This is a genomic window from Streptomyces sp. NK08204 (assembly GCF_020400585.1).
Lineage (GTDB): Bacteria > Actinomycetota > Actinomycetes > Streptomycetales > Streptomycetaceae > Streptomyces.
This window is the reverse complement of sequence record NZ_JAINVF010000018.1, coordinates 80,056-97,996: the sequence shown is the minus strand read 5'-3', so window position 1 is coordinate 97,996 and position 17,941 is coordinate 80,056. Positions and strand designations below refer to the sequence as shown.

Sequence of the window (17,941 nt, the reverse complement as noted above, 5' to 3'; positions counted from 1 at the left end):
GCCACAATGGGGGGCGTGACTGACTCCGGACTCGCCCCCCTGCCCGCCTCCGACCGCCCCGCAGCCGCCGCCCGGCTGCGCGAGGCGCTGCTCGCCGCCTCCTTCACCGCCGACGGCCTGCTCGATCTGCTCGGCGCCCCCGCGTACGCGGCGCTGGCCCGCAGCGAGACCGTGCCCGCGCTCCGGGCGACCCGTGGCGACACGCCGCTGGAGATCCTCGTACGGCTGTTCCTGCTCCAGCAACCGGTGCCCCACGCGCGCGTGACGGCCGTTCTGCCGGTGGAGGAGGCCCTGGAGGCCGGGTGGCTGCGGCGCGTGGGCGGCGACGAGGTGGCCGCGACCGTCGACGTACGGCCCTACGGCGGGCCCGGCGGCGAGGACTGGTTCATCGTGTCCGACCTCGGCTGCGCGGTCGGCGGTGCGGGAGGCATCGGACAGCGGGACGAGAGCGTCGTCCTGGGCGTCGGCGGCGCCTCCACCACACTGGCCGGCATCACCGTGCGCACACCCGTCGCCTCCGCCCTCGACCTCGGAACCGGCTCCGGCATCCAGGCGCTGCACGCCGCCCAGCACGCCACGCACGTGACCGCCACCGACCTCAACCCGCGCGCGCTGCACATCACCGCACTCACCCTCGCGCTCTCCGGCGCGCCCGCCGCCGATCTGCGCGAGGGTTCGCTGTTCGCACCGGTCCGGGACGACGAGACGTTCGACCTGATCGTGTCCAACCCGCCCTTCGTCATCTCGCCCGGTGCCCGGCTGACGTACCGCGACGGCGGAATGAGCGGGGACGATCTGTGCCGCTCGCTCGTTCAGCAGGCAGGGGAACGGCTGAACGAGGGCGGGTTCGCGCAGTTCCTCGCCAACTGGCAGCACGTCGCAGGGGAGGACTGGCAGGACAGGCTCAGGTCATGGGTGCCGCGCGGGTGCGATGCCTGGATCGTGCAGCGCGAGGTGCAGGACATCACGCAGTACGCCGAGCTGTGGCTGAGGGACGCCGGCGACCACCGCGGGGACCCGGCGGAGTACCAGGCGCGCTACGACGCCTGGCTCGACGAGTTCGAGGCACGCAAGGTCAGGGCGGTCGGCTTCGGCTGGATCACCCTGCGCAGAACGCAGGCGGCCGAGCCGACGATCACCGTGGAGGAGTGGCCGCACCCCGTCGAACAGCCCCTCGGAGACACGATCCGAGCGCACTTCGAGCGACTCGACTACCTCCGGGAGCACGACGACGCGGCGCTGCTCGAAAGCCGCTTCAAGCTTGCCGCCGAGGTGGTCCAGGAGCAGGTCGGGCTGCCCGGTGCCGAGGACCCGGAGCACGTGGTGCTGCGCCAGCACCGCGGCATGCGCCGCGCCAGCAAGGTGGACACGGTCGGCGCCGGCTTCGCGGGCGTGTGCGACGGCACGCTGAGCGCGGGCGTCATCCTCGACGCCATCGCCCAGCTGGTCGGCGAGGACCCGGTGCTGCTCCGCGACCGCACGCCCGCGCAGATCCGGCTGCTGGTGGAACAGGGATTCCTGGAGCCGGCGCGCTGAGGGCTCTCCCGGCCGGGCTCCTGTGGCCCGGCCGGGAGCAGTGGCACGGGTCGCCGGCCGGCTGTCGCACGGGGGCTGCCCGGGCCCGCGTAGCCGCCCTCGGAATCGTCTGCCATGGGCAGGCGGCACGGGCCGCGAGCGCGCGGCCGAGCCGTCGGCGGGAGCGCGTGTCCGAGTCGGCGGGAGCGTGTGGCCGTGGCAGCGGGAGCGTGTGGGCGTGGCGCCGGGGGACATGGCCGTCGCAAGCCGGGGCGGGTGGCCGTCGCAAGCCGAGGTGGGTGGCCGTCGTAAAACGGCTTGAAAATTTCGGGACCCGGTCTGGATCTCACCCTCCGAGCGTCGTTCGATCGTCCGTTCGGTAAGTTCGTTGCCCCTCAGTTCACCCCGATGTCGCCCCCGCGTCTCCTGCGCGTGCCACTCTCCCCGCGCTGGGCGGGCACACGGTACGAGAGGGGCGGACGGGGCCATGGAGAGCGGACCGGCGATCTTCGCCGGAGCGGTGTTCGCCCTGTTCGGGGGTGCCCTGCTGGCATGGACGGTCACCCGGGTCCGGCGCCGCGAACCGGTGGCCCACGGTGTGAACCGGGTCGCATCGGCGACCCTCGCGGGCGTCGTCTCGCTCCTCGCGCTGGGGCTCGGCGCGTACTGCCTCACCCGCCTCTGAGGTCGGCGGGCGCAGGTCGGCGGGGGTGGCGCGGGAGTAACGCGGGAGTAAAGGGAGCAGCACGCTCCGGACAGGGGACCGAGGGATACCGAGCACTCCGGGCGGCAGGAATGGCGGTAGTCGGGTTACCGTTCGAGTGGCCGTTGTGGGCTTTTCCCGTTTGACACGGGGGCGGGATGTACCGTCACACTCCGCAGCGTCACACGAGCCAGTAGTACGCCGCGACCCCGGGACGAAGGCCTGGGGAGGCCCCAGCGTCGACCGGAGAGAAGAGCCAAGTTGTCCCCGACCAGCGAGACCGCACAGGGCGGCCGCCGACTCGTCATCGTCGAGTCGCCTGCCAAGGCGAAGACGATCAAGGGCTACCTCGGCCCCGGCTACGTAGTCGAAGCGAGCGTCGGGCACATCCGTGACCTTCCCAACGGCGCCGCGGAGGTGCCCGAGAAGTACACCGGCGAGGTCCGCCGTCTCGGTGTGGACGTCGAACATGACTTCCAGCCGATCTATGTGGTCAACGCCGACAAGAAGGCCCAGGTCAAGAAGCTCAAGGATCTCCTGAAGGACTCCGACGAGCTGTTCCTGGCCACCGATGAGGACCGGGAGGGCGAGGCCATCGCCTGGCACCTCCAGGAGGTCCTCAAGCCGAAGATCCCGGTCAAGCGCATGGTGTTCCACGAGATCACCAAGGACGCGATCCGCGAGGCCGTGGCCAACCCGCGCCAGCTCAACCAGAGGCTGGTCGACGCCCAGGAGACCCGCCGCATCCTCGACCGCCTCTACGGCTACGAGGTCTCGCCCGTCCTGTGGAAGAAGGTCATGCCCCGGCTGTCCGCCGGCCGCGTGCAGTCCGTCGCGACGCGCCTCGTCGTCGAGCGGGAACGCGAGCGCATGGCTTTTCGCTCTGCCGAGTACTGGGACCTGACGGGTACCTTCGCGACCGGCCGCGCAGGGGACTCCTCGGACCCGTCGTCGCTGGTCGCCCGCCTGCAGACGGTCGACGGCAGGCGGATCGCGCAGGGCCGCGACTTCGACTCCCTGGGACGGCTCAAGAGCGCGAACATCCTCCACCTCGACGAGGCGACCGCCCGCGCCCTCGCCGCCGCCCTGGAGAACACCCGTTTCTCCGTGCGCTCCGTCGAGTCCAAGCCGTACCGCCGCTCGCCGTACGCTCCGTTCCGCACGACGACGCTGCAGCAGGAGGCCAGCCGCAAGCTGGGCTTCGGCGCGAAGGCGACCATGCAGATCGCGCAGAAGCTGTACGAGAACGGCTACATCACGTACATGCGTACGGACTCCACGACGCTGAGCGACACCGCGATCGCCGCGGCCCGCGCCCAGGTCACGCAGCTGTACGGCGCCGACTACCTGCCGCCGCAGCCGCGTACGTACGCCGCCAAGGTCAAGAACGCGCAGGAGGCCCACGAGGCGATCCGCCCCTCGGGTGATCGTTTCCGTACTCCTGCCGAGACCGGCCTGACCGGCGACCAGTTCAAGCTCTATGAGCTGATCTGGAAGCGGACCGTCGCCTCCCAGATGAAGGACGCGACCGGCAACAGCGTGACCGTGAAGATCGGCGGCAGCGCCGCCGACGGCCGGGACGTCGAGTTCAGCGCCTCGGGCAAGACGATCACCTTCCACGGCTTCCTCAAGGCCTACGTCGAAGGTGCCGACGACCCGAACGCCGAGCTGGACGACCGCGAGCGCCGGCTGCCGCAGGTCGCCGAGGGGGACGCACTGTCCGCCGAGGAGATCACCGTCGACGGCCACGCCACCAAGCCCCCGGCCCGGTACACCGAGGCCTCCCTGGTCAAGGAGCTGGAAGAGCGGGAGATCGGCCGCCCGTCGACGTACGCGTCGATCATCGGCACGATCCTGGACCGGGGCTACGTGTTCAAGAAGGGCACGGCCCTGGTGCCGTCCTTCCTGTCCTTCGCCGTCGTGAACCTCCTGGAGAAGCACTTCGGGCGGCTCGTCGACTACGACTTCACGGCCAAGATGGAGGACGACCTCGACCGCATCGCCCGCGGCGAGGCCAAGGCCGTGCCGTGGCTGAAGCGTTTCTACTTCGGCGAGGGCGACGCGACGGGCGCCGCCGAGGCAGGCAACGGCGACGGCGACCACCTCGGCGGCCTCAAGGAGCTGGTGACCGACCTGGGCGCCATCGACGCGCGCGAGGTGTCGTCGTTCCCGGTGGGCAACGACATCGTGCTCCGCGTCGGCCGCTACGGCCCTTACATCGAGCGCGGCGAGAAGGACACCGAGCAGCACCAGCGCGCCGACATCCCGGACGACCTGGCGCCGGACGAGCTGACCGTCGAGCTGGCCGAGGAACTGCTGGCCAAGCCCAGCGGTGACTTCGAGCTGGGCACCGACCCGGCCAGCGGGCACGCGATCGTCGCCAAGGACGGCCGCTACGGCCCGTACGTCACGGAGATCCTCCCCGAGGGCACCCCGAAGACGGGCAAGAACGCGGTCAAGCCGCGCACCGCCTCGCTGTTCAAGTCCATGTCGCTGGACACGGTGACGCTCGAGGACGCGCTGAAGCTGATGTCGCTGCCGCGCGTGGTCGGCACCGACGCCGACGGCGTGGAGATCACCGCCCAGAACGGCCGCTACGGGCCGTACCTGAAGAAGGGCACGGACTCGCGCTCGCTGCAGTCCGAGGACCAGATCTTCACGATCACGCTGGCGGAGGCCCAGGCGATCTACGCCCAGCCCAAGCAGCGGGGCCGGGCCGCAGCCAAGCCGCCGCTGAAGGAACTGGGCGAGGACCCGGTCTCCGGCAAGCCGGTCGTGGTCAAGGACGGCCGCTTCGGCCCGTACGTCACCGACGGCGAGACCAACGCGACGCTCCGCTCCGGCGACAGCGTCGAGACGATCACCCCGGAGCGCGGCTTCGAGCTGCTCGCCGAGAAGCGCGCGAAGGGGCCCGCCAAGAAGACGGCGAAGAAGGCCACCGCGAAGAAGGCGGCGGCCCCGGCGAAGAAGACCGCCGCCAAGAAGACGGCGGCGAAGAAGACGACGGCCGCCGCGAAGAAGACGACCGCCAAGAAGACCACCGCGAAGAAGGCGACGGCTTCCAAGGCGACGGCTTCGGGCGCGGAGGAGTGACGGTTCCGTCACACGCGGAGCACTGACGGTTTCGTCCGGCGCGGACGGCTGCCGGTGCGTCCGGCGTGGACGGCTGACTGGTGACGGGGCGGCCCTCGATCGGCAGGACGACCGAGGGCCGCCCCGCCGCGTCCTGACTCGTTACTCGTTACTCGTTGCTCGCTACTGCCTACTCGTTACTCGTTCGCTCGGGTTCGCGAAGAGAACGCCTTGGCATCGCTTCGGTGTCGGCGGCTGTCCATCTCCGGCCGCTCGGGGCGGGCTGTCGGTCGCTGCCGATAGGCTGAACGCATGACGCGAGCCGAGCAGCCAACGGCCCACCCCACACCACCGGACGACGCCACGGCGCCCGACGACGCCCTCGTCGCGGACTCCCGCGAGCGTGCCGTCCGTTCTCTGCTGCGCCGGCCGCAGCTGAGGCGACTGTGGAGCGCACAGCTCGTCAGCGGTGTCGGCGACACGCTCGCGCTCCTCGTACTGGTCCTCCTCGCCCTTCAGACGGCGATCGCCGAGGGCTCCTTCGGCGGGGGCTACCGAGGCGTGGCGTTCGCAGTGGCGACCGTCCTCGGAGCCCGGATCCTCGCCACCCTGCTCTTCGGAGCGGTCCTCCTCGGCCCGCTGACCAAGCTCACCGCGTACCAGGGCCCGCTCGACCGGCGCTGGACCATGGTCGGCGCCGACGGGCTGCGCGCCGCACTGCTGATCGTCGCGCCCCTGTGGATCGACTGGACCCCGGGCAGCGCACTGGCCGCCCTGCTGGTCACCGCATTCGTCACCGGCGTCGCCGAGCGGCTGTGGACGGTGTGCCGGGAGAGCGCGGCCCCCGCGCTGCTGCCCGCCCCGCCCCCGGAAGGGGCGACGGTACGGCCGCTGCCGGACCACTTGGACGCCCTGCGCCGCCTCGCACTGCGCACCAGCTTCCTGGCGGTCCCGCTGGCGGCGGCGGTGCTGGTCGTGGCCGCCCTGCTGAACAACCTGCTGGGCACCGGCGTCGCCTGGTTCGACCAGCACCAGGCGGCCCTCGGGGCGTATGTGGCGGCCGGTCTGTTCGCCGCCTCCCTGTCCCTGCTGACCTTCCTGGAGCTGCCCGAGGCGCGCACCCCCCGCGCGCGGTCCCCGCTGGAGGGCCTGCGCCGCCCGCGCACCGGAACGGGCGTCGACAAGGGCCGTACGGGGGCGATTCCGCTGCTCGTCCTGGCCTGCGCCGCCGTGGCGGGCGCCGTCTCCGCCGCCGCCGCCGTGTGCGTGCTGCACGCCAAGGACCTGGGCGGCGGCCCCGTCCTGTACGGCCTGCTGGTGCTCGGCCTGACCGGCGGTGTCACCGTCGGCATCCGTACCGCGCCCGCGCTGCTGCCCTCGCTCTCGCGCCGTCGGCTCCTCGCCCTCGCGATCGCCTTCACCGGCATCGCGCTGCTGGCCGCCGGCCTCGTCCCGGACGTCACCACGGTGCTGCTGATCCTCACGCTGGCCGGTACCGGCGCGGGCGTGGCCGCGAACACCGGGCACACCCTGCTGGACCAGGAGACCGAGGAGTACCGCCGGGGGCGCACGACCGACCACCTGCACGCGGTGGCCCGGGTCTTCATAGCGCTCGGCGCGCTGGTCGCGCCCCTGGTGGCGGCGCTCATCGGGCCGCACCGTCTGGAGAACGGCAGGTTCGTCTTCGCACACGGCGGCGCCGCCTTCATGCTGATGCTGGTGGGCGCGCTGCTGCTGCCGGTGGCCGCACTGGTGCTCGCCAAGGTCGACGACCGCTCCGGCGTGCCGCTGCGCCAGGACCTCAAGGACGCGCTGCTCGGCGGCGACGACCCCGTCCAGGCACCCGCGACGAACGGCTTCTTCATCGCCCTGGAGGGCGGCGACGGCGCCGGGAAGTCCACCCAGGCCGAGGCCCTCGCGGAGTGGATCCGCGCCAAGGGCCACGAGGTCGTGCTCACCCGCGAGCCGGGGGCCACCCCCGTGGGCAAGCGGCTGCGGTCGATCCTGCTGGACGTGTCCTCGGCGGGCCTGTCGCACCGCGCGGAGGCGCTGCTGTACGCCGCCGACCGGGCCGAGCACGTCGACACGGTCGTACGCCCCGCCCTGGAGCGCGGCGCGGTCGTGATCTCCGACCGCTACATCGACTCCTCCGTCGCCTACCAGGGCGCCGGCCGCGACCTGTCTCCGACCGAGATCGCCCGCATCAACCGCTGGGCGACCGCCGGGCTCGTTCCGCACCTGACCGTCCTGCTGGACGTCCCCCCGGAGACCGCCCGTGAGCGGTTCACGGAGGCCCCCGACCGGCTGGAGTCCGAGCCCGCCGAGTTCCACGCGCGGGTGCGGGCCGGTTTCCTCACCCTCGCCGCCTCCGACCCGGGCCGCTATCTGGTCGTGGACGCCGGGCAGGAACCGGACGCCGTCACCACGGTGATCCGGCACCGGCTCGACACCGTGCTGCCGCTGTCCGAGGCCGAGATCAAGGCCAAGGAGGAGGCGCGGAGACAGGCCGAGGAGGAAGCGCGCCGCAAGGCCGAGGAAGAGGCCGCGCGCAAGGCCGAGGAGGAGCGGCTGGAACGCGAGCGCCAGGAGCAGCTGGCCCGGCTGCGCGCCGAGGAGGAGGAGCGCAAGCAGCGCGAGCTGGAGGAGGCGCAGCGTCGCGAGGCCGAACGGCAGGCGGAGGAGGCGCGGCAGCGGGCCGAGGAGGCACGCCGCCGCGCCGAGGAGGAGCGGCAGCGGCTCCTCGCGGAGGAGAAGGCACGCGCCGAGGCGGAGGCCCGTCGCAAGGCCGAGGAGGAGCGGCGCCGCAAGCTGGCCGAGGAAGAGGCGCGGCTGCGCGCGGAGGAAGAGGCGCGTCGCCTGGAGAAGCAGCGGAAGGCCGAGGAGGCGCTGCTGCGGGCGGAGGCGGCCCGCCGTCAGGCCGCCGAGGCTGCTGCGGCGGCCGACGTGGCGGCTCGCAGGCCCAGCGCACCCCGGCCGACGGCCCCGGGTGTGACGCCCGAGGCGTCGACCGTGCCGACGCCGGCGGTGTCGCCGGGCGCCGAGGAGACGGCGGTGCTGCGGCCCGTACGCGGGGAGCGGGACGACGAGACCGGACGCGCGGGGCGGGACGCCCGCTCCGCGGAGACGTCCGGCTCCGGCTTTTCCAGCGCTGCGTCTTCCGGCACCGGCCCGTACGGCACCGGCGTGTACGGCACGGGCGTGTCCGGCGCCGACGCGTACGACTCCGGCTCTGCGGGCTCCGACTCGGAGGTGACGGCCGAGCTGCCGCAGCCGCCGACTGCCGGGGCGTCGGACGAGACGACCGTGCTGCCGCAGGTGGCTCCGCTCGCCGCGGACGAGACCGCGGTCCTGCCGCAGGTCCCTGCCGGACCCGCCGACGAGACCGCCGTACTGCCGCCCGTGCGCGGTGACGACCCTGCGGACCGGGTGCCGCCCGGCTTCTTCCGGGACGAGCGGCCCGCCGCGGGCCCCGACGGCTCCGAGGACCGTACGCGTGAGATGCCCCAGCTCGACGCCGAGGGCAGGCCGCGCCGCAGACCGCGCCCCGAGTGGGCCGAGGAGACCCCGCTGGACGACCTGCCGTCGCTGGCGGACGAGCTACTGGGGTCGTACGACGAGCAGGAGTACGGCGAGTCCGCCGAGCACGGCGAGGACCAGGGCCGCCGTGGCCGTGGCCGGCGCGGCTGAGCCGGAGAGCACAGGGCCGACAGGGGCGGCGTCCGCCGGGGTGCCGACGGGCGCCGCCCCTCGTTGTCGGTGCCGACCCGCACAATGGACTGCGGAACGCGGAGTGTGACGGAAGGGCGGCGTGACCCATGACCGTATGGGACGACCTCGTCGGGCAGGAGAAGGTGAGCGCCGTGCTCGGCGCCGCCGCGCGGGACGCCGACGCCCTCGTCACCGCCGCCGCGGCGGACCAGCCGCTGCCCGAGGCGTCGAAGATGACCCACGCCTGGCTGTTCACGGGCCCGCCCGGAGCGGGCCGCAACCAGGCGGCGCGGGCCTTCGCCGCGGCCCTGCAGTGCGTGAGCCCCGACCGCGCGCTCGGCGGAGCGCCCGGCTGCGGTTTCTGCGACGGCTGCCACACCGCGCTGCTCGGCACCCACGCGGACGTCACCACCGTCGCCGCCGTCGGCTCGGAGATCCTGGTGAAGGACATGCGGGACACGGTCCGCAAGTCGTTCACCGCCCCGGCGAACGGCCGCTGGCAGATCATCCTGGTGGAGGACGCCGAGCGGCTCAACGAGAAGTCGGCCAACGCCGTCCTCAAGGCCGTGGAGGAGCCCGCCCCGCGCACGGTCTGGCTGCTGTGCGCCCCCTCCATCGAGGACGTCCTGCCGACCATTCGCTCCCGCTGCCGCCACCTGAACCTGCGCACGCCGTCGGTCGACGCCGTCGCCGACATGCTCGTACGCCGCGACGGCATCGAACCCGGGGTCGCCGCGTCCGCGGCCCACGCCACCCAGGGCCACGTCGACCGGGCCCGACGCCTGGCCACCGACCCTGCGGCCCGCGAGCGCCGCGCCGCCGTCCTGAAGCTGCCGCTGCGCCTGGACGAGGTCGGGGCGTGCCTCAAGGCCGCCCAGGAGCTTGTCGACGCAGCCGCCGAGGACGCCAAGCAACTCGCGGAGGAGATGGACGGCAAGGAGACGGAGGAGATGAAGGCGGCGCTCGGCGCGGCGCAGGGCGGCCGGCTGCCGCGTGGCACCGCGGGCGTGATGAAGGAGCTGGAGGACATGCAGAAGCGCCGCAGAACGCGCACCCAGCGTGACAGCCTGGACGTCGCCCTCAGCGACCTCACCGGCTTCTACCGTGACGTCCTCGCCCTCCAGCTCGGCTCCCGCGTGGCGATCGCCAACACCGACGCCGAGGACGCGCTGGAGCGCCTGGCCCGCGGCAGCACGCCCGAGTCCACGCTTCGCCGCATCGAGGCGATCGCCGCCTGCCGCGAGGCGCTGGACCGCAACGTGGCCCCGCTTCTGGCGGTCGAGGCGATGACGATGGCGCTGCGGGCGGGATGACCGGGAGCCGGGTGACCAGGGGCACCCGGAAATTGACGGCGCGTCCTCCGTACGAGCCACGACGAGCACACAGCGCACTCAGGCCAACGCACAGCGTTACGCTCGCATGATGCACACCAGGCCCTCACCCTGCCGGACCCGAGCCCGGTCCCCCCGCCGCACCCGCCCCACGGTCGCCCGCCTCGCCCTCGCCCCGCTCGTGTCCCTCGGGCTGCTCGTGTCCGCCTGTTCCCCCATGGGTTCGACCGCGTCCGCCGGAGACTCCGCGGGCACGGTGCTGGCCGCGCTGCCGCGTGAGACGCCCTCCGCGCTGGCGCCGTACTACGGGCAACGGCTGCACTGGCGCAGCTGCGGTGTCCCCGGCTTCCAGTGCGCGACGATGAAGGCCCCGCTGGACTACGCCGATCCGGGGGCCGGTGACGTCCGGCTGGCAGTCGCCCGTAAGCGGGCCACCGGCAGGGGCAGGGCACTCGGCTCGCTGCTCGTCAACCCGGGCGGCCCCGGGGGCTCGGCGGTCGGCTATCTCCAGCAGTACGCGGGCGTCGGCTATCCCGCCGGGATCCGCGCCCGCTACGACATGGTCGCCATGGACCCACGGGGCGTCGCCCACAGCGAGCCGGTCGAGTGCCTCGACGGCCGCCAGATGGACGCGTACACCGAGGCGGACAGCACGCCCGACAGCCAGGAGGAGAGGGACGCGCTGGTCACGGCGTACAGGAAGTTCGCGGAGAGCTGCGGAGCCCACTCGGCGCGGCTGCTGCGGCACATGTCCACGGCCGAGGCCGCGCGGGACATGGACATCCTCCGGGCGGTCCTCGGCGACCCGAAGCTGAACTACGTGGGCGCGTCGTACGGCACCTACCTCGGGGCGACCTACGCCGGGCTGTTCCCGGAACGGGTCGGCCGCCTGGTCCTGGACGGCGCGATGGACCCGGCCCTCGACGCGCGCAGCATCAACCTGGGCCAGACGGCGGGCTTCGAGACGGCGTTCCAGGCGTTCGCGAAGGACTGCGTACAGCAGTCCGACTGCCCGCTCGGCGGCAGTGGCACGACCCCCGCCCAGGTCGGCGACCGCCTCAAGGCCTTCTTCCGCCAGCTCGACGCCGACCCCCTTCCGGCCGGCGACAAGGACGGCCGGCAGCTGGGCGAGGCGCTGGCCACCACCGGGGTGATCGCGGCGATGTACGACCAGGGGACGTGGGAGCAGCTTCGCGAAGCCCTGACGTCGGCGATGGAGGAGGACGACGGCGCGGGCCTGCTCGCCCTCTCCGACAGCTACTACGAGCGTGACGCGGAGGGCCGTTACAGCAACCTGATGATGGCCAACGCCGCCGTGAACTGCCTGGACCTGCCGCCGGCGTTCAACGACGCCCAGCAGGTGGAGAAGGACCTGCCGGAGTTCGAGAAGGCGTCCCCGGTGTTCGGTGAGAGCCTGGCCTGGGCCTCGCTGAACTGTGCGTACTGGCCGGTGAGGGCCACGGGCGAGCCGCACCGCATCCGGGCGGAGGGCGCGGCTCCCATCGTCGTGGTCGGTACCACCCGCGACCCGGCGACCCCCTATCCCTGGGCCCGGTCGCTCACCCGCCAGTTGGCCTCGGCCCGCCTCCTGACGTACGTCGGCGACGGCCACACCGCGTACGGCCGCGGCAGCACCTGCATCGACTCGGCGATCGACACCTACCTCCTCCACGGCACCCCACCGGCCATCGGAAAGCGCTGCTCATAGGCCCTGCGACCGGCCCCGAGGCACTCCGCTCCGGGGCTGGTACGAAGCACCCCTGGAAACTGTGTAGACTTACCGACGTTGCTGATCGCACCATAGTGCGGACGGCGCGCCGCTTTAGCTCAGATGGCCAGAGCAACGCACTCGTAATGCGTAGGTCTCGGGTTCGAATCCCGAAAGCGGCTCCATTCAACCCCAGGCCGGAAACGTTTCCGACCTGGGGCTTTTTCGTTCAGTGGACGCGACGGCGATGCCGGGAGCGGGCCGCGCGGGTGTCGGCGGTCTCGTTTTGGTCCCAGTGGGGTCCGTCTGGGGACCCGCCGGGGCAGGCACGAAGAACTCGCCATGCGCCGCACGGCGTCCCCGGCAGGCGTGATCTGCCTTCCACGTACCGGCGTGTCCGGCTGATCTGGGTGTGCCGCAGGATCTCCCTGACGGTGGGCATGTCCACACCCAGCTCGTTCAGGATCGTGCCGGCGGTGTAGCGCCTTGTCGTCGTACAGGCGGCGGTCATCGTCTGCCGTTCCTTCTCACAGGTCGTCCGCCCGCGGAGGCGGAGCGCCGCCACGGCGTGGAACACAGTTCAGGCGCTCATGAGGCAGACCGGCCGTGAAGTCCAGGCCGGTGTCGATTCACTCCTCGACCGGTACGTCGGCATCTCCCCCGGCGATCACTGCGTCGTCGCCTTCTCCCGGACAGCCGGGAGGCGGCCGCCTGGCTGGTGGCAGGCCTGAAGCAACGAAAGCTCGGCGCGCGAGTGGTGGGCGTGCGGCCGCTGGTGGACCACGAGTTCGCCCAGCGCCTGAACTCCGCTGTCGTCGAAGCCGATCCCCTGTCCGGGCGGCTCGTCATTTTCACGCTTGAGCGAGACGCGATGTCTCACTTCTCGCCCCTCGACGACGTGCTGCGACGGGTCGGTGGTGACCGGTGCATGGTGGTGCGCATCGTCAGCGCGCCGCGTGAGTTCTTCGAGAAAGCGTTGAACCTCGGACCGGACGAACTCAATGCGCGGAACGCCGCCGCCCTGCTCACGCGGCTGACCAGGGCGCGTACCGTTCGGATTCGCACGCGCGGCGGTACCGACCCCCACCGCTGCCGCTTTCGAGGCGCTCCTGCACGAAACCGGCCACCAACCAACGGCGACGCCATGGTGACCCACCCGCTGCGTCCCGAACCGCGGCCGGTCGCGGGCGCTGTGCATGCCGCGCATGTCCTCGCACGCATGACGTACGGACTCGCTCGCCCGATGGGCGCTGGAGGAGACGGCGCCGCTGGAGGTCTTGGAGTGGCGTGACAAGGCGCTGCTACGTCTCCGGTGAACCGTCGCGGCACTGGAGCCGGTCGCCTAGTGGACCGACAGAGGCCGGTTGTACTTCGAAGATCTCCTCAAGCGGGAGCAGGAACTGACGGATGCTCATGGCGGCTTGCTCATGGCGGCTGGCGGCTGGCGGCAGCGCGGCTCCGCATCCCGTGTCGGTGCCTTCGCCGGAGTCGCAGCAGGTAGGGAGGGGCGTCTACCCGATGTCCCGAGATCGGCTCCACTGAAACCCCCCGGGGCGGAAGCTTCCGGTCTGGGGCCTTCCGGTGTGGTTCGGTCCGGTGTGGTCCGGAGCCCGGGTGGTGCCCGGTCGGGAGCGTGAGGTCAAGGGGTAAGGGGGAGCCGTCCAGCGGACGGCGGCGGGACGGGGCCCCGGTCGTTCACCTCCGCCGACCGGGGCCCTTCTGCGTCCCCGGATCCAGCCTGCGGCGACACTCCCCCGAGTTACGCGCCGTGCGCGCGCGCCGTCGGCCCGGATCCGATGGAATGATCAGATCAGGACGCGCCAACGGATCGCTAACATATGGCCAACGGTTCCTTTCCAGGCCCCGCATCGGCTGGCCGGAACTCTACGGACGGCGGTGGAGGTGTCCGGGAAACCCGGCGGATCCTGGCCGGACCGGTCGACAGAAGGTGGCGGGAAACCGTTGTGGGAAGGGTGGAATTCCGCCATGAGACGGTGGGCGCGTGCCCGCCTCGGAGCACGGTCGGCCCCGACCGCGTGGGAAGGCAGTGGAGCGGAGTGATGGGGCGGTGCGAGCTGCGGTTCGGACTGCTGGGGCCACCTGTTCTGTACGACCGACCGCCGTACGGCATCTCGTCCGACGGGCAGTCCCGTGCATCCCATGACCGCGGCGCCCCGGAACCCCCCGGTACCGATGGCACCGTCCGTGCCATCGGCAGCCCCAAGGTGCGAGCCCTGCTCGCCGCGCTGTTGCTGGAGCCCGGCCGGGTCGTGTCCGTCGAGTCGCTGAAGGACGCCCTGTGGGGCGGGGCCCCGCCCGTCTCCGCGCAGGCGTCGCTGCACAACCACGTCGCCCGGCTGCGGCGGCTCCTGGACGACCCCGAGCGGCTCAGGGCCGTGCCCCCTGGGTACGTACTGCGCGTCGACCAGGGCGAGTTGGACGTGCACGTCTTCGACGCCCTCCTCGCTGAAGCGCGTGCCGCGTACGCCCGGCGGGACTGCGCCGGGGTCGAGCGCGCCTGCACCGCCGCGCTCGCGCTGTGGCGCGGCACCCCGCTCAGCGGACTCTCCCCCGAGGCGGACCTCGGCGGCTACGCCCTCGTGCAGCGCCTGGAGGAGGCGCGGCTGCTCCTGCTGGAATGGCGTTACGACGCCGAACTCGCCCTCGGCGGTTCTCGGTTGGCCGCCCTCGTGCCGGAGCTGGCGGCACTCGTCGCCGAGCATCCGCTGCGCGAGGCGTACCACCGCCAGCTGATGCTCGCCCTGCACCGCACCGGCCGCCAGGCCGAGGCCCTCGCCGTCCACCGCGATCTGCGTGCCCGTCTCGTCGGCGAACTGGGCATCGAGCCCGGTGCGGCGGTCCGGGCGGCCCATATCGAGGTGCTGCGCGGGAACGACGGCACGGGGCAGGTGTCCGGCGTGGGGGCCGGCAGCATCGCGCCCGCATCCGCAGCCTCCCGCGAGGCCGCGCTGAGTGCGCCGAGTGCGCCGAGTGCGCAGGTCGGGTCGATCGCCTCCGTAAGCGGGCAGGGCCATGCGTCGCCCTCTCCCACGACTGCGGGTGGCACCGCCGCATTGACTGGTTCGACGACCGTGCGCGAGGCCGCACCCTCCGGCTCCGACGGCTCCGACGGCTCCGACGACTCAGACGCCGTCGACGGGTCCGCGAGGTCGGGCGAGTCTGCGCCGGTCGCCGCGGGCAGCGGGCCCGGGCGTGCGCCGGACGGTGCCGGAAGTCAGCGCGAGCATGCCCCGTTCGCGCATCCCGACTCCGCGCACACCCCTTCGGACCAGCGGCCTTCGGCGGCTTCCTCGTCCGCGGGTGAGCAAGCACCGCCGGCTTCCGCCTCCCCTCGCGACGGCATCCCGACGGCCACCCGCAACACGCCCCGCCCCGCCCAGCTTCCCGCCCCGCCGGTTCACTTCACCGGCCGTGCCGACGTGAGCCACGCGCTGCGCCGGGCCCTGACCGAGCCGCCGTCCGCCCCGGCCGCCGCCGTCGCGGTGATCAGCGGCATGGCCGGTGTCGGCAAGAGCGCGCTGGCCCTGCATGTGGCACACGAGCTGAGGGATCGTTTCCCCGACGGTCAGCTGTACGTCAACCTGCATGGCGCCACCCCCGGCATGACCCCGCTCAGCTCCACGCAGGCGCTCGCCGCGCTGCTGCGGGACCTCGGTGCCGAGTCCCGGAACATCCCCGAACACCCCGACGCAGCTGCCGCGTTGCTCCGCTCGCTGCTCGCTCCGGCCCGCACCCTGCTGGTGCTGGACGACGCGGCGAACGCGGCCCAGGTACGGCCTCTGCTGCCGGCTGGGCCCGGCTGCGCCGTCATCGTCACCAGCCGCTCGCCGCTGACCGCCCTGGACGGGGCCCGGCGCTTCCCGCTGGGCCCGCTGACCGGGGAGGACAGTGCCGCCCTGCTACGCGCGGTGAGCGGACGTGCAGGGCTGGACGCCGGGCACGCCCTGGTCGAGCTGACCGGTCGGCTCCCGTTGGCGCTGCGCGTCGTCGCCGCCCGGCTGGCCGCGCGGAGCGCGCTCACCCCCGATGCGCTGGCGGGGCAACTGGCTGCCAGGGACGGGCGGTTGCGCGAGCTGGAGTACGACGACCTGAGCGTCCGGCGTTCGCTGGCCGTCGCGCATGAGGCGCTCGCCGCCGCCGAGCGCGAGGCCGACCGGGACGCGGCCCGCGTGCTGCGCGGCATCGGCGCCCTCGACCTGCCGACGTACGGTGCCCCGCTGGTCGCCCTCCTCGCCGGCACGGACGAGCGCCGTGCCGAGGCCGCCCTGGACCGTCTGGTCGACGTGGCCCTGTTGGAGGAGACGGCGTACGGCCGCTACAGCCCGCACGACCTGGTCCGCGACTTCGCCCGTGAACTGGCCGAGGAGTCCACTCACACGCATCCCGGGACCCGTCCCGTCTCCGCGACGGACACCCCCTCCGGGACGAATCCCGCCCCCACTACGGACACCGCCTCCAGGACCGGCTCCGCCCCGGGCCCGGGCGCTGTCCCCGTCCCGGGCACCGCCCTCGGCATGGGCGCCACTCTCGTCCCGGGCACCACCCTGGGCACGGGCACCGCCTCCAGGACCGGCATCGCTCCTGCGCCGGGTACGGCCCCTGGCCCGGGCGCTGTGTCTGTCCCGGGCACCACCCTGGGCACGGGCACCACCCTGGGCACGGGCACCACCCTCGGCGCGGGCGCTGCCCCCGCCGCGGACACTGCTTCCAGGGCCGGCACCGCCCCCGGCGTGGACACCGCCCCCGACACCGCCGCCCTCCGCTGGTACGCCTCCGTCGCCGGGCGGCAGCTCATGGCGATCGTGGAGACCGGGCTCGACCAGGAGGACCGGCTGCGGCCCACCGCCGCCGAGCCGGCGGAGCACGCCGCGGACGTGGCGGCCCTGCCGCCGTTCGAGTCCGCGGAGGTGGCCTTCGCCTGGGGCGACCTGGAGCTGGAGAACATCGTGGCGCTGGTGGCGCGCAACGTCGGCACCTCCGACCGGCGCCGGGCCGCGTATCTGTCCGTGCTCGTCCGGCTGCTCATCCCTTACGTCCAGCGCCGCGGCCGAGTCGCCGAGATGGACGTCCTGGGGCGGGCCGGGCTCGCCGCCGCACGTTCGCTCGGGGACGCGCCGGCGGAGGCGTACGCGCTCAGCGACCTCGCGGGGCTGCACTTCCTGACCGGCCGCCACAACGACGCCCTGGTCCTCACCGATCAGGCGCTGGAGATCTGGCAGCGGCTCGGTACGTTCGCCGCCCGGGTCCGGCGCTCCCTGAACAACCGGGGTCTGCTGCTGGAGGGCCTCGGACGGTACGCGGAGTCCGAGGAGGCGCTGCGGCAGAGCCTTGCGTACTCCAGGCACCTGAACGATCCGTACGGCGAGGCCGTCACCTACAGCCACCTCGGCAACCTCTACGAGCACACCGACCCGCGCGCCGCCATCGAGCAGCACCGGCGCTCGCTGGCGATCGGGGACGCGATCGGCGCCGTCATCGTGCAGCACTCGGCGCGCTGCAACATGGGCTACGCGCACCTCACGCTCGGCGAACCGGACGCCGCCGCCCGGCATTTCGAGGAGAGCATGCGCATTCTCGGCGGTCACGAGGACTGGCACGGCGAGTCCCAGACCCGGCTCGGGCTGATCCGCGCGCTGCGCCAACTGGGCGAGTCCGAGCGGGCGGGCCGCGAGTGCGCCGAGCTGCTGGCCCGCGCCGACGCCCGAGCCGACCGCTACATGGGCGGCCTCGCCCGGCACCAGCACGGTCTGCTGCTGCGGGAGCAGGGGCGCCACACGGAGGCCTACGGCGTCTGGCGCGCGGCACTCGCGGCGCTGGACGGCACCGACGAGCAGACGGTGTCGGCCGAGCTGCGGGCGCTCCTCGCGGACTGACCGAAGGGCC

At 73.0% G+C, this 17,941-nt stretch carries 8 protein-coding genes and 1 tRNA gene; all 9 read left to right on the top strand.

Features of this window, described 5'->3' with window-relative positions:
- Positions 1-6: 6 nt before the first annotated feature.
- The 9 genes from K7G59_RS24515 to K7G59_RS24475 all read left to right on the top strand — a co-directional run bounded on the left by K7G59_RS24515 (position 7) and on the right by K7G59_RS24475 (position 17,931).
- The gene (locus K7G59_RS24515) at positions 7-1,536 is read left to right on the top strand and encodes a methyltransferase (protein ID WP_225837722.1); all 1,530 of its coding nucleotides are present in this window, start codon (positions 7-9) and stop codon (positions 1,534-1,536) included.
- Between the two features lie 466 nt (positions 1,537-2,002).
- Positions 2,003-2,200 carry a hypothetical protein gene (locus K7G59_RS24510; RefSeq protein ID WP_225837721.1) on the top strand — a complete coding sequence of 66 codons (198 nt, stop codon included), beginning with the start codon at positions 2,003-2,005 and terminating at the stop codon, positions 2,198-2,200.
- A gap of 279 nt (positions 2,201-2,479) precedes the next feature.
- Positions 2,480-5,311, top strand: a complete 2,832-nt coding sequence (gene topA / locus K7G59_RS24505; protein ID WP_225837720.1) for a type I DNA topoisomerase — start codon at positions 2,480-2,482, stop codon at positions 5,309-5,311.
- A 291-nt stretch (positions 5,312-5,602) separates the two neighbouring features.
- A complete protein-coding gene (tmk, locus tag K7G59_RS24500) occupies positions 5,603-8,977 on the top strand; it encodes a dTMP kinase (RefSeq protein ID WP_225837719.1) in 3,375 nt (1,124 codons plus the stop codon).
- Between the two features lie 128 nt (positions 8,978-9,105).
- Positions 9,106-10,311 carry a DNA polymerase III subunit delta' gene (locus K7G59_RS24495; RefSeq protein WP_225837718.1) on the top strand — a complete coding sequence of 402 codons (1,206 nt, stop codon included), beginning with the start codon at positions 9,106-9,108 and terminating at the stop codon, positions 10,309-10,311.
- A 109-nt stretch (positions 10,312-10,420) separates the two neighbouring features.
- Complete coding sequence (locus K7G59_RS24490) at positions 10,421-12,037, top strand: alpha/beta hydrolase (RefSeq protein ID WP_225837717.1); 1,617 nt, start codon at positions 10,421-10,423, stop codon at positions 12,035-12,037.
- A gap of 108 nt (positions 12,038-12,145) precedes the next feature.
- A tRNA-Thr gene (locus tag K7G59_RS24485) sits at positions 12,146-12,222 on the top strand.
- A gap of 533 nt (positions 12,223-12,755) precedes the next feature.
- On the top strand, positions 12,756-13,328 hold the full coding sequence (locus K7G59_RS24480; RefSeq protein WP_225837715.1) for a hypothetical protein: 573 nt from the start codon (positions 12,756-12,758) through the stop codon (positions 13,326-13,328).
- A 769-nt stretch (positions 13,329-14,097) separates the two neighbouring features.
- Positions 14,098-17,931, top strand: a complete 3,834-nt coding sequence (locus K7G59_RS24475) for an AfsR/SARP family transcriptional regulator (protein ID WP_225837713.1) — start codon at positions 14,098-14,100, stop codon at positions 17,929-17,931.
- The last annotated feature ends 10 nt before the right edge of the window (positions 17,932-17,941 follow it).